We start from the raw sequence: 12,569 nt of genomic DNA, 5'->3' as shown, positions 1-12,569 counted from the left end.
CGGGTATGTCTGCTGTTTCCGACCCCGCCGCCTCGGGCCTCGTCGAGGTTGCCGACGGCGTCCACGCCCACCTGCAGCCGGACGGCGGCTGGTGCCTGAACAACGCCGGGCTGATCGTCGCCGGCGACCACTCGGTGCTCGTCGACACCGCGGCCACCGAAGCCCGCGCCCGGGCACTGCGCCACGCCGTGGTCCGGGTGGCAGGCGGCCCGCCGGGCACCGTCGTCAACACCCATTCGCACGGTGACCACACGTTCGGCAATTTCGTCTTCCCCGAAGCCCTCGTCCTCGGCCACGAACGCACTCGCCAGGAGGCCGAGGAGGCGGGCCTGCACCTGACCGGCCTGTGGCCGGACGTCGGGTGGGGCGAACTCGCACTCGTCCTGCCGCACTTGACGTTCACCGGGCCGCTGACCCTGCGAGCCGGGGGAAAACGCGTCGAGCTGCATTCGTTCGGGCCGGCGCACAGCGGCTGCGACACCGTGGTGTGGCTCCCGGACGAGCGGGTCCTGTTCGCCGGTGACCTGGTCATGTCCGGGGTGACCCCGTTCGTGCTCACCGGCTCGGTGGCCGGCCTGCGCGCCGCGCTCGCGCGGCTGCGGGAGTTCGACGCCGCGACCATCGTGCCGGGCCACGGGCCGGTCGGCGGCCCGGAACTGCTCGACCAGGGCGAGCGGTACCTGTCCTGGCTCGTCGACCTCGCGCGGACGGCGTCCGACGCGGGCAGGTCGCCCCTGGAGGCGGCCCGGGACGCGGATCTCGGGGAGTTCGGGGATCTGCTCGACCGCGAACGGCTGGCCCCGAACCTGCACCGGGCCTTCGCGGAATTGCGCGGCGGCGGCCAGGGTGCGTTCGCCGAGGTCGATCGGATGTTCGCCGACCTGGTCGCGCTGCACGGCGGTGTCCCCGCCTGCCACGCGTGATCGGCGTCCAGCCCGGGTAGAGCGCCGATCGAGGAATCGGCCCTAATTTCTCCGAACAGCAGGAAAGAGCGGTGACCCGTGAGAAAGGGATGGACATGAACGACGAATTCGGTACGGACTCGTGAACCGCCGGGTCGTCATCACAGGAGTCGGCGTCCGCGCACCCGGGGCACTGGGCCGCGACGCTTTCTGGGAACTGCTCTCGGACGGCCGGACCGCCACCCGGCGCATCTCGTTCTTCGACCCCGCCCCGTACCGTTCGCAGGTCGCCGCCGAAGTCGACTTCGACGCCGCGGCGGAGGGCCTGACCCCGCGCGAGGTCCGGCGGATGGACCGCGCGACGCAGTTCGCGGTGGTGTGCGCGCGGGACGCGGTCGCCGACAGCGGGCTGGAGCCGGCGGCCTGGGAACCGGGCCGGGTCGGGGTGAGCCTCGGCAGCGCCGTCGCCGCCGCCACGAGCCTGGAGCAGGAATACCTGGTGCTCTCCGATTCGGGGCGGCGCGAGGTGATGGACACCGAGCACCTTTCCCCGCACATGTTCGATTACCTGATCCCCAGCATCATGCCGGCGGAAATCGCCTGGGCGACCGGCGCGGAGGGCCCGGTCGGCATGGTGTCGAACGGCTGCACGTCGGGTATCGACGCGGTGGGGCACGCGTCGGCGCTGATCCGCGAAGGCAGCGCCGACGTCATGGTCGCCGGCGCGTCGGACACCCCGATCACCCCGATCGTGGTCGCCAGCTTCGACGCGATCAAGGCGACGACCACCTACAACGACGAGCCCCGTACCGCGTCGCGCCCCTTCGACGGCACCCGCAACGGTTTCGTGCTCGCGGAAGGCGCCGCGGTCTTCGTGCTGGAAGAGCGCGACGCGGCGCTCCGCCGCGGGGCGCGGATCTACGCCGAGGTCGCCGGGTACGCGACGCGCTGCAACGCCTACCACATGACGGGGCTCAAGGCCGACGGCCGGGAGATGACCGAGGCGATCCGCGCGAGCTTCGACCAGGCGCGGCTCGACCCGGCCGCGACCGACTACATCAACGCGCACGGCTCCGGGACCAAGCAGAACGACCGCCACGAGACCGCGGCGTTCAAGCGCAGCCTCGGCGAACACGCGTACCGGACGCCGGTCAGCTCGATCAAGTCGATGATCGGCCATTCGCTCGGCGCCATCGGCTCGGTCGAGATCGCCGCGTCCCTGCTGGCCATCGAGAACCAGGTCGTGCCGCCGACGGCGAACCTGGAGGTCACCGATCCGGAATGCGATCTGGACTACGTCCCGAAGGTCGCGCGCGAGCACACCATCGACACGGTGCTGACCGTCGGCAGCGGTTTCGGCGGGTTCCAGAGCGCGATGGTGCTCGCCCGGGAGAAGGGAGCGGCATGAGTGTGATCACCGGCCTCGGGGTGGTGGCCCCGAACGGTGCCGGAACGCCCGCGTTCTGGGAGGCGACGCTCACCGGCCGCAGCGGCATCCGGGAGCTGGACCGGTTCGACGTCCCCGGCGACCTCCCGCGGTGGGCGGGGCTCGTCGACGGTCTCGACCCGGCCGAGCACCTGCCCGGCCGGCTGATGCGCCAGACCGACATCTCGACGCAGTTCGCGCTCGTCGCCGCCCAGTGGGCCCTCGACGACGCGAAGGTGGACCCGGCGGGGCTGACCGACTACGAGATGGGCGTCGTCACGGCGAACGCCTCGGGCGGCTTCGAGTTCACCCACCGCGAATTCCGGAAGCTGTGGGCGCAGAGCCCGGAACACGTGAGCGCCTACGAGTCCTTCGCGTGGTTCTACGCGGTGAACACCGGGCAGATTTCGATCCGGCACGGAATGCGCGGTCCGGGTTTCGCCCTGGTCGCCGAGCAGGCGGGCGGTCTCGACGCGCTGGGCCAGGCCCGGCGGACCGTCCGGTCCGGAATCCCCTTGGTGGTCAGCGGCGGTGTCGACTCCGCGGTCGACCCGTGGGGCTGGGTCTCGCACCTGTCCAGCGGCCGGGTGTGCAGCGGCCCTGGCGCGTATCGGCCGTTCGACGAGCACGCGGCCGGCTACGTGCCCGGCGAGGGCGGCGCCGTCGTCATCGTCGAAGACCCCGATGCGGCGAGCGCCCGCGGCGTTCCCGGCCTCGCCCGGATCGCGGGCTACGCCAACACCTTCGACCCCGCTCCCGGCACCGGGCGCCCGCCCGGGCTGCGGCGCGCCGCCGAGCTCGCGCTGGCCGACGCCGGGGTCCGCCCGGACGAGGTCGACGTCGTGTTCGCGGACGCCGCCGGGGTTCCCGCACTCGACCGGGCCGAAGCCGGGGTGCTGCGCGAGGTGTTCGGCCCGCGCGGTGTCCCGGTCACCGCCCCGAAAGCGCTCACCGGCCGGCTGTTCTCCGGCGGCGGCATGCTCGACGTGGCCGCCGCGGTGATGAGCCTTCGCGAAAACGTCGTCCCGCCCACCTTCGCCACCGGCGCCGTGCCCGAGGAGTACGGCATCGACCTGGTGCTCGACACCCCGCGGGAAGTCGACGTCGACACCGCCCTCGTCCTCGCCCGCGGCCGCTGGGGCTTCAACTCGGCCGTCGTCCTCCGCACCCCCGAGAACAGGAGCTGATCATGACCAACGCGATGAGCCTGGACAACCTCTGCGCCATCCTGGCCGCTTGCTCGGGCGAAGAAGTCGCCCGGCTCGAGCACGCCGCACGGACGCCGTTCGACGATCTGGGCTATGACTCGCTCGCCCTCATCGAGACCGCCGCGCGGCTCAAGCTGGACTACGGCGTGGTGATCCCGGACGAGCAGATCCTCGAGGTCGAGACCCCCGAAGAGCTGCTCGCACTCGTCAACCGCCGGCTCGCGGCGGTGTGACCGTGGAGCACACGACGCACACACGCGTGATCGCGGCCCCGCCGGACGACGTCTACCGGGTGGTCGCGGACGTCTCCCGGTGGCCGGTGGTGTTCGGGCCGACCGTCCACGTGCACCACCTGGAGCGCGACGAGCGCGCGGAGCGGTTCCGGCTCTGGGCCGTCGTCGCCGGCGAGGTGGCGGCGTGGATCTCCCGCCGCGACCTCGACCCGGTGGCGCGGCGCATCGAGTTCCGCCAGGAACACAGCCGGCCCCCGGTCGCGGCGATGAGCGGGACGTGGTCGTTCCAGCCGCACGGCTACGGGGGCACCGAAGTCGTGCTCGACCACCGGTTTTCGGTGACCGACGCGAGCGCCCGCGACACCCTCGTCGCCGCGGTGGACCGCAACAGCACCGAGGAGCTCGCGGCGCTGGGCCGCATCACCGAGCTCGGCCACCCGGTCGACGAGGTGATCGACACCTTCTCCGACACCGTCGTGCTGGACGGCGAGCTGGCGGACGTCTACGAGTTCGTCCACCGCAGTGATCTGTGGCCCGACCGGCTGCCCCACGTGGCCCGCGTCGAGCTGACCGAGGACGCGGCCGGGGTCCAGCACATGGAGATGGACACGATCACCGCGGACGGGACCGCGCACACCACCCGGTCGATCCGCGTCTGCCACCCCGGGGAGAGCATCGCCTACACCCAGCTCGTGCCGCCGGCGATGCTGCTCGGCCACAGCGGCCACTGGACGTTCCGCCGCGTCGGGCGCGGGGTGGAAGCCACCGCGACGCACACCGTCGCGATCGACCCCGAGGCCGCCCGCGCGCAGCTGGGGGAGCACAGCACACTGGCCGACGCGCGGGCCTATCTGCGCGAGAACCTGGGCGCCAACGGGCGCGCCACCCTCAGCCACGCCGGGGCGTTCGCCCACCTCCAGGGCCGGGTCCTCCCGCCGCACCCCGCGCCCGGCGTGCTCCCGTCCGTGGAGTGAGGGGCCGCGTACACGAACACCGGCGGGCACGGAAATCCGTGCCCGCCGGTGTCGTCTCGTGCGCCGGTCATTCCCCGGCGCGGCACCAGTCCATGACGATGTACCGCGTCGAGCCGGGGGAAACCGGACGGCGGAGGCTGAGCCCGCCGTCGTGCAGGCGGGCCTCACGCACCTGGTCCGTGCCGACCACCCGCGGGTGGGAGCCGACGGCGACCTCGTGCACGACCTCGTCGCCCGCGACCCGCCACCGCCCGGTGTAGCCCAGGTAGAACGACGGCGGCGGTCCCGCGCCGGCGTCCGCGGTGGCGGTCACGGACTCCGTGCGCATCATGCCGACCCCCATCCAGCCGGTGGCGTCGTAGATCAGCACCCCGTCCGCGCCCTTCCCGAGCGGGCCTTCGGAGCGGGAGCCGTCTTCGTGGTGGTAGTAGTGCGCGGTGAGCCGCCAGACCCCGATCAGGTCCTGCTCCGAAAGCATCGGTCCTCCTCGCCGGGATCAGTAGTTGCCGAGCCCGCCGCAGACGTTGAGCGCCTGCGCGGTGACCGAGGCGGCGCCCGGTGAGATCAGGTACTCGACCATCGCGGCCACCTCGCTCGGCTCGACGTAACGCCCGAGCGGCACCCGGCTGGTGATCCGGTCGTGCGCCTCGGACTCGTCGACACCCCAGATGTCCGCGTAGTGCTCGCGCACCCGTTCGGCCATCGGCGTCTCGACGAAGCCCGGGCAGACCGCGTTGACCGTGATGCCGCTGCGGGCGAGTTCCAGCCCGAGCGCCTTGGTGAACCCGACCACGCCGTGCTTCGAGGCCGAGTAGGGCGCCGCGTGCACCACGCCCTGCTTCCCGCCGGTCGACGCGATGTTGACGATCCGTCCGCGCCCGCGTTCGAGCATGCCGCCGGTGGTGAGAACTTCCTTGGTGACGCGGAAAACACTGTTCAGGTTCGTCTCCACGACGTCACACCACAGTTCGTCGGTGATCTCGGCGGTCGCCCCGCCGCCGGGCCGTCCGGCGTTGTTCACCAGGACGTCGATCGGCCCGAAGTGCGCCACGGCCCGCTCCACGAGCCGGCGGATCTCCTCCGGAGACCGCACATCGGCCGGGACGCCGTCGACGGTGCGGCCTTGGCCCCGCAGGTCCTTCACGGTGCCTTCGACCGCGTCCGGCGTGCGTGAGCACAGGAACACCGCCATGTCGCGCCGTGCGAGAGCAGTCGCCACTTCGAGGCCGATTCCGCTCGTCGCCCCGGTGACCAGGGCGACCGGTCGTGCGCGCTCAGCCATGAATTCTCCCCTGTTCCTCGTCGTGTTCGTCGGGTGCCGCCAGCGTCACAAGCACGCCTCGACCGCAGGTCAATGCGTGTTGCAGGCGCTGGTCAGGATCTCCGTCTGGACCTGCCTGGCCTCGAGCGAAGGCTCGATGCCCAATTCGTCGTCGAGCACGCGGCGCAATTGCCCGAAAACGCTCAGTGCGTCGGCCCGCCGCCCCGATCCGTGCAGTGCGCGCATGAGCAGGACGTAGAAGGACTCGTGCAGCTCGTGGTGGGCCACGAGGTACCGCAGCTCGCCGACGATCTCCCGGTGCCGGTTGCTGCCGAAGTCGGCCTCGATGCGCAGGGTCAGGGCCTCCAGGCGCAATTCGTCCAGGTAGGCCGCGAGACCCCGCAGGCTCGGCCCGAGGTCGACGTCGGTGAACACCGGGCCGCGCCACAGGTCGAGCGCCTCCCGCAGCAGATCGCCCGCTCGTCCCGGCTCGTCGCGCGCGAGCGCTTCCTTGCCGCGGTCCACGAGGTTCCGGAACCGGAAGACGTCGATGTCTTCACGCGGCAGGTCGAGGACGTACCCGCCCGGTCGCGTGACGAGCAGGTCGGCGCCGATTCCGTTCGCCGCGGCTTCGGCGAACAGCTTGCGCAGTTGGTAGATGTAGGTCTGCAGAACCGTCCGCACCGTGCGGGGCGGCTCGTCCGTCCACAATTCGTCGATCAGTTGTTCCGTGCTCACCACCGTGTTCGCATTCACGGCCAGCAGTGCGAGAACCTGCCGAAGCTTGGCAGCGGTGATGTTTTCGACGCGGGCCACTTCCAAGGAGCCAAGGAGGCGGATCAGCGCGTTGTCGTCCGTCATTATCTCCCCCGGAAAAATTGACGATGCAGCCTGGTGTCGGCCATGTCGAGAGGCCGATGACGCAGGTGCGCGGCGATGCGCGGGCAAGACGGCCTGCTGCGGTCGGCAAGATGGTGCGGCAGCGCGGATTTCGCGGGCCGGCTGGTCGTCGAATGACGAGCTGAGGCAGCCGATCAACCCCGGCGGGCAGGCCGGCGAGTCACTGCGTCATCGCGTGTGAATTGCGACAATTCCTTGAGTTTGGTCGATCTCGTCGAGCTGTATTCGGATCGATACCCCCTTTCCCTGCCGATACCCGATTTCATCGACGAGGAGAGGTGAAAGATATCCATCGTGAATCCCGAGAAGGCCGACTCGGCGCATGATATAGCACGCTCTCCCCCTGGCTGCGGCTATCGCGATTGAGTGTCCCGTCCGCAGATTATCGGGTGACACCGCCATTCGAGTGATCATCGAGGGGGGCGTGCCGGGGCGTGGCGGAAATCACGTCGAATTCACCCCCTGCATCCCCCGTCGGTCTCCCTACCGTGGCGTCGTGCGTGCGCGGGGAACACCCGGCTGGCTCCGCTTCCGAATGGAGGTTTACCTCCAGGTGCGGGCGCGGGAAACGGGATGGCCACGGCGGGGAACGGGCGGGATGATGGGGCGGTGACGCACGAGGGGGAGCGGGCGGCGGGGATGTGGGCGCTGGCCGCGGTGGGCGCCGCGAGCGCGCTCGTCGCGGCCGTGCTCGTCCTGACCGCGCCGGGGATGCGCAACGTCCCGATCGTCTTCGCGCTGACACTGCCGTTCTTCGTGACCGGGGTGGTGGTGTGGTGGCGCGCACCGGCCCATCCGCTGGCGCGCAGGGTGCTGGTCACCGGCACGGTGGTGGCGATGACCGGTGCCGTGACCAACGGCGCGCTCCGGTTGTTCCCGGACGACGCCAGGGCGTCGCTGTGGCTGCTGCCCTGGTGGGCGCAGATCTACGTCCAGTGCGTCGGCGTCATGCAGTGCGTTGTGGTGGTGCTGGTGGTGAGCCTGGTCGCGCTGGTGCCGGACGGGCGCTACCGGTACCCCCACGAACGGGTCGCGCTGCGCGCGTTCTGGGCGCTGCCCCCGCTGTACCTGCTCAACTACTTCACGGGCCGGCCACCGCCGGTGGCGCAGCTCCAGCTGGCGATCTGGCTGCTCTTGCTGGTGGCCGCGGTGTTGCAGGCGATCCGGTACGCGCGGCTTCCCGTCACCCGGCAGCGGTCGTGGCGCCGGCTGCTCGGGATGGGCGCGCTGATCGCCGGGGTGAGCACGGCGCCGCTGGTGCTCCTGCGGAAGTGGGACATCTCCCTGCGGCCGCCCGATCCGCTGGTCACGGGCGCGGCGTTGCTGGCCCTCGCGGTCGTGGCGACCGCCCTGCTGGTGGCGATCGTGCGGTACCGGCTGCTGGGGATCAACCTGGGCGTGCGCTGGACGACCCGGTACGGGATGCTCTGGCTCCTCCTCGGGCTCTGGGCCGTCGGGATCGCCGGCGTGATCGGCACGCAGCTGGGAACACTGCTGCCCGCCGCGTTGGCCGTGATCGCTCTCGTCGCGGCGTACGCGGTGCGCCTGTCGTTCGAACTGGCCGCGCGGGTGGCGCAGATCCAGTGCCAGGCGGCCGAGCTGGCCGCGTCGCGGACCCGCATCGTGCACGCCCAGGACAGCGAACGCCGCCGGATCGAGCGGGACCTGCACGACGGCGTGCAGCAGGAGCTGGTCGCCCTGGTCGCGAAGCTGCGGCTGGCCCGCAACAAGCTGGTGGGCCGCGCCGAGCAAGCCGACGTGATGCTGAACGAAGTTCAAGACGACGCCAATCGCGCGATCGAGGGCCTGCGGAAACTGGCCCACGGCATCCACCCGGCCGAGCTCACCGACCAGGGTGTGGTCGCCGCGGTGCGGTCGCGCGCCCGCCGCGCCCCGATCCCGGTCACCGTCACGACGGAGCCGCCGTTGGAGTCCACGCGGTTGCCGGTCGACATCGAGGAGGCGGTGTTCTTCCTGGTTTCCGAGGCGCTGACGAATGTGCTCAAGCACGCCGGGGCGTCACGGGCGACGGTGCGCTTCTCGCTGCCCGGCGGGTCGCTGCTGGTCGAGGTCACCGACGACGGGGCCGGTCTGCCACCGGGCCACCGCGAAGGCACCGGCCTGATCGGGCTGCGGGACCGGGTCGCGGCCGTCGGCGGGGAGCTCGAGGTCACGCCCGCCACCACCGGAGGTACCACTGTGCGTGCTCGGCTGCCGGCCCGGGAGGTCGTCCACGATGTCAACGCGTGAGCGCCTGCGAATCCTCATCGCGGACGACCACTACCTGGTTCGCGAGGGCGCCCGCCGGCTGCTCGAGGATTCCGGCGAGGTGACGGTGCTGGCCACGGTCGGCACGGCCGAGGAGTTGCTGACGGCCGTCGACCACGAGCGGCCGGACGCGGTGATCGCCGACATCCGCATGCCGCCGGGCCACCACCTCGAGGGCATCACGGCGGCGCACAGCATCCGCACGAGGCATCCGGGCATCGGCGTGGTGGTGCTTTCCCAGCACGCCAACGAGCACTACGCGTTCGCCCTGTTCCAGCACGGCACGGACGGGCTGGCCTACCTGCTCAAGGAGCGCGTCGGCGACCTGGACGAACTGGTCAGGGCCCTCCACGAAGTCACCACGGGCGGTTCGGTGATCGACCCGCGCATCGTCGAAGTCCTCATGCACAGCCACACGCGCACGGTGACGTCACCGCTGGCCCAGCTCACCCCGCGCGAAAAAGACGTTCTGCGCCTGATGGCCCAGGGCTGCAACAACCGAGCCATCGCGGAGGCGCTGGTGCTGGCCGAATCGACCATCGAGAAACACGTCAACTCGACGTTCGCGAAGCTGGGGCTGGGGGAACAACCGGGACTCCACCACCGGGTGACAGCGGTACTGGCGTACCTCCGCCACGACGCGCCCCCGGCCGGGTGACTTCGCCGGGACCCTGACCTCCCCGGACCTGAACGGACCCGTTCACACGGTCTCGATGATCAGGTCCACCGCCCGGCCCACCTCGTCGATCGCGGGCGGCAGGTTCAGGAACCCGTGCAGCATCGACGGCACCACCACGTGCCGCACGTCGACGCCGGCCTCCGCCAGCTGCCCGGCGAACACCTGCCCGGACACGCGCAGGTCGTCGTACTCCGCGGTCAGCACCAGCGTCGGGCACAACCCCTCCAGGACGGCCAAGCCCGGCATCGCGTAGCCGTCCGCGAGGCTCACCGGCCCGCCCAGGTAGTTCTCGGTCGTCTCCCGCACCGCCGCCGGCGGGAAGTGCAGGATCTTCGGGATCTCGGCCATCCGCGCCGCCAGCGACGCCGGCGCGGGCGGCAGCTGCGGGTGCAGCACCGGGTAGACCAGTGCCAGCGCCGCGGGCAGCCAGCCGTCGTCGTCGCGCAGGCGCAGGGCCGCGCCCGCCGACAGGTTGCCGCCCGCGCTCGCGCCGCCCGCGCTGATCCGGCCGACGCCCAGGTCGGCCGCGTGGTCGCGCACCCACCGCAGGGCCGCCACGACGTCGTCGTGCGGCACCGGGTAGCGGACCCGGCCGACGGCGAGCCGGTAGTCGACGCTCACCACCACGATCCCGGCCCGGTGCGCCAGCTCGCGGGCCACCCGGTCGGCTTCCCGCATGTCCAGGTCGCCCATCCGGAACGCGCCGCCGTGCAGCCACACCAGGCACGGCGAACCGTCGCCGGTGCCGGTCCGGTAGATCCGCACCGGCACCGGACCGTGCGGCCCGGGCACCTGAACGTCCGTTGTGGACACCGCAGGCGGGTCGTCGGGTACCGGCGGACGCTCGAACTCGGCGAACGCCGGGTCGGCGAGCAGCGCGCCGAACGACGGGAACCCTTCCAGCAGCGGGAATTTCGCCACCAGCAGCGGATGGACGGGCATCAGGCCTGCCTCTCGGCAACGCGGGCGGTGTGCCCGATCGGGAACAGCGGGTCCGCGGTGCCGCCCGGCCGGTCCTCCGGGTGCGCTTCCACCGCGGCCATCGACGACGGCAGCTCGATCGGCAGCCGCCCCTCGGCGGTGGCGTGGCCGAACACGACGTCGAGGACGGCGTCGTCGGCCGCGCCGAAGTCGGCCAGCAGCGCCGCGGCGCCGGTGAGCTCCGGAATGACCGCGGCCCGGTCGAGGAAGACGGCCACGACCGTGGGCACCGCCGCTGCCAGCGCCAGCAGGTGCTCGCGGTGCTCCTCGCGCAGGTCGAGCCGCCCTTGGTGGAAGAACGCTTCGGGCAGGCGCGACCGCGGCTCGTACGGCGTGCCGATCCGCACCAGCGCCGCGTCCGCATCGGCGACCTTGTCCACTATGGACGCATAGCGGCCGGCGACTCCCGGGTCGACTCCTTCCGCGTACAACCGGATTCCCGGTGCCAGCGGCAGCGTCCCGGCGAACAGGACCATCGACCGGCGTTGCGCGTCGGCCCCGGCGGCGGCGAAGTCGGCCCGGCCCACGGTGGCCACCGCGTGGTCTTCGTCGACGTAGGGGTTCTCGAACAACCCGAGCCGGAACATCAGCGCCAGGACGCGTCCGGCGGACTCGTCGATCCGCGCCTCCGGGACCCGGCCCGACTCCACCAGTCCCACCACGACGTCCGGGCACCACTCGCCGCCGAACTGGTCGACGCCCGCGTCGAGCAGGCGCAGCACCCGATCGGCGACGTCGAGGTGCTCGGCGCCCCACGCGCGGGCGGGCCAGACCGAGCCGTCCGGCAGCCGCGCGTCGGTGAGCAGCCCGAAGTCGGTGCACACCAGGCCGTCGAAGCCCTCGTCGCGGCGCAGCTGCCCGGCGATCACCTCGCGGTCGAAGGCGAACCCGACGCCGGCGAGCCCCGGGACGCCGACCGGGCGCCCGTAGTAGGGCATGACCGCGGCCGCACCGGCGCGCAACGCCGGGCGGAAGACGGCTCGGTGCTCCTCGTAGCGCCCGTCCGGGTAGATCTGGTCCTTGCCGGAGGCGAAGTGCGCGTCCTCGCCCCCGGCCTGCGGACCCGCGCCCGGCCAGTGCTTGACCATGGCCGCGACCGAATCCGGCCCCAGCTCGCTGCCCTGCAGGCCTTCGACGTACGCGGCCGACAGCCGGGCCACCAGCGCCGGGTCGGCGCCGAACGTTCCCGAGGTGCGGCACCAGCGCGGTTCGCTGGCCAGGTCGGCCATCGGGTGCAGGGCCAGCCGGATCCCGACCGCCGTGTACTCGGCGCGCACCACCCCGGCGAACGCGCGCACGACGGCTTCGTCGGCCAGCGCGCCGAAACCGAGCGGTTCGGGCCAGCGGGAACAGCCGCCCGACGGGACCGACGTCAGCGGGTTCTCGTTCGCCGAGTGCCGCGGGTCGGACGACACCAGCGCCGGGATGCCCAGCCGGCTGCCGGCCGCGAGCCGCTGAACCTCGTTGTGCCAGCGGGCGAGCAGGCCCGCCGGGACCGGCGCCATCAGCGACAGGCAACGGACGTGCTCGTCCCGCACCACTTCCGTTGTCGGTGCGGTGGGCAGCGGGCCGGCCGGCTCCTCGACGAAACCGCCGTCAGGGGTGACGGCGACCGGAGCGTGGAAGAGCAGCCCGGCCTTCTCCGGCAGCGTCATCCGGCCGAGCAGGTCGCGGACGCGCGTCGCGACGGGCCGACCCGGGTCCTGGTAGGGGAACATGCCGCCGATCCTGACCGGC

12 protein-coding genes are annotated in these 12,569 nt (G+C 72.0%); 7 read left to right on the top strand and 5 right to left on the bottom strand.

Going from position 1 to position 12,569, the window contains the following annotated elements; genetic code table 11:
• The first annotated feature begins 5 nt into the window (after nucleotides 1–5).
• The 5 genes from AB5J73_RS41625 to AB5J73_RS41605 all read left to right on the top strand — a co-directional run bounded on the left by AB5J73_RS41625 (nucleotide 6) and on the right by AB5J73_RS41605 (nucleotide 4,743).
• Nucleotides 6–923 carry an MBL fold metallo-hydrolase gene (locus AB5J73_RS41625; RefSeq protein WP_370964509.1) on the top strand — a complete coding sequence of 306 codons (918 nt, stop codon included), beginning with the start codon at nucleotides 6–8 and terminating at the stop codon, nucleotides 921–923.
• Between the two features lie 121 nt (nucleotides 924–1,044).
• The gene (locus AB5J73_RS41620) at nucleotides 1,045–2,310 is read left to right on the top strand and encodes a beta-ketoacyl synthase (RefSeq protein ID WP_370964507.1); all 1,266 of its coding nucleotides are present in this window, start codon (nucleotides 1,045–1,047) and stop codon (nucleotides 2,308–2,310) included.
• A complete protein-coding gene (locus tag AB5J73_RS41615) occupies nucleotides 2,307–3,515 on the top strand; it encodes a ketosynthase chain-length factor (protein ID WP_370964505.1) in 1,209 nt (402 codons plus the stop codon). The genes AB5J73_RS41620 and AB5J73_RS41615 overlap by 4 nt, the downstream gene beginning before the upstream one ends.
• A 2-nt stretch (nucleotides 3,516–3,517) precedes the next feature.
• Nucleotides 3,518–3,769, top strand: a complete 252-nt coding sequence (locus AB5J73_RS41610; RefSeq protein ID WP_370964503.1) for an acyl carrier protein — start codon at nucleotides 3,518–3,520, stop codon at nucleotides 3,767–3,769.
• A 2-nt stretch (nucleotides 3,770–3,771) separates the two neighbouring features.
• Nucleotides 3,772–4,743, top strand: a complete 972-nt coding sequence (locus AB5J73_RS41605) for an aromatase/cyclase (RefSeq protein WP_370964501.1) — start codon at nucleotides 3,772–3,774, stop codon at nucleotides 4,741–4,743.
• Between the two features lie 67 nt (nucleotides 4,744–4,810).
• Here the strand turns inward: AB5J73_RS41605 and AB5J73_RS41600 are convergent, their stop codons facing one another.
• The 3 genes from AB5J73_RS41600 to AB5J73_RS41590 all read right to left on the bottom strand — a co-directional run bounded on the left by AB5J73_RS41600 (nucleotide 4,811) and on the right by AB5J73_RS41590 (nucleotide 6,865).
• Nucleotides 4,811–5,221: a lipocalin-like domain-containing protein gene (locus tag AB5J73_RS41600; protein WP_370964499.1), complete on the bottom strand. Its 411-nt coding sequence runs from the start codon at nucleotides 5,219–5,221 to the stop codon at nucleotides 4,811–4,813.
• Nucleotides 5,222–5,239: 18 nt separating this feature from the next.
• Nucleotides 5,240–6,025, bottom strand: a complete 786-nt coding sequence (locus AB5J73_RS41595; RefSeq protein WP_370964498.1) for an SDR family NAD(P)-dependent oxidoreductase — start codon at nucleotides 6,023–6,025, stop codon at nucleotides 5,240–5,242.
• 69 nt (nucleotides 6,026–6,094) lie between these two features.
• The gene (locus AB5J73_RS41590) at nucleotides 6,095–6,865 is read right to left on the bottom strand and encodes a BTAD domain-containing putative transcriptional regulator (RefSeq protein ID WP_370964497.1); all 771 of its coding nucleotides are present in this window, start codon (nucleotides 6,863–6,865) and stop codon (nucleotides 6,095–6,097) included.
• 648 nt (nucleotides 6,866–7,513) lie between these two features.
• Here AB5J73_RS41590 and AB5J73_RS41585 point away from each other — a divergent pair.
• Nucleotides 7,514–9,154 carry a sensor histidine kinase gene (locus tag AB5J73_RS41585; RefSeq protein ID WP_370964496.1) on the top strand — a complete coding sequence of 547 codons (1,641 nt, stop codon included), beginning with the start codon at nucleotides 7,514–7,516 and terminating at the stop codon, nucleotides 9,152–9,154.
• Nucleotides 9,141–9,830 carry a response regulator gene (locus tag AB5J73_RS41580; protein WP_370964495.1) on the top strand — a complete coding sequence of 230 codons (690 nt, stop codon included), beginning with the start codon at nucleotides 9,141–9,143 and terminating at the stop codon, nucleotides 9,828–9,830. The genes AB5J73_RS41585 and AB5J73_RS41580 overlap by 14 nt, the downstream gene beginning before the upstream one ends.
• Nucleotides 9,831–9,872: 42 nt before the next feature.
• On the opposite strand, the gene AB5J73_RS41575 is transcribed toward AB5J73_RS41580, so the two are convergent.
• Nucleotides 9,873–10,793: an alpha/beta hydrolase gene (locus tag AB5J73_RS41575; protein ID WP_370964494.1), complete on the bottom strand. Its 921-nt coding sequence runs from the start codon at nucleotides 10,791–10,793 to the stop codon at nucleotides 9,873–9,875.
• Nucleotides 10,793–12,550 carry a glycoside hydrolase family 3 protein gene (locus AB5J73_RS41570; RefSeq protein WP_370964493.1) on the bottom strand — a complete coding sequence of 586 codons (1,758 nt, stop codon included), beginning with the start codon at nucleotides 12,548–12,550 and terminating at the stop codon, nucleotides 10,793–10,795. Before AB5J73_RS41570 ends, AB5J73_RS41575 begins: the two co-directional genes overlap by 1 nt.
• Nucleotides 12,551–12,569 lie beyond the last annotated feature (19 nt).

Origin of the sequence: Amycolatopsis sp. cg9, assembly GCF_041346945.1 — a bacterium.
Lineage (GTDB): Bacteria > Actinomycetota > Actinomycetes > Mycobacteriales > Pseudonocardiaceae > Amycolatopsis.
Note: the sequence above shows the minus strand (reverse complement) of the source record. Positions and strands in the feature narration are given on the sequence as shown.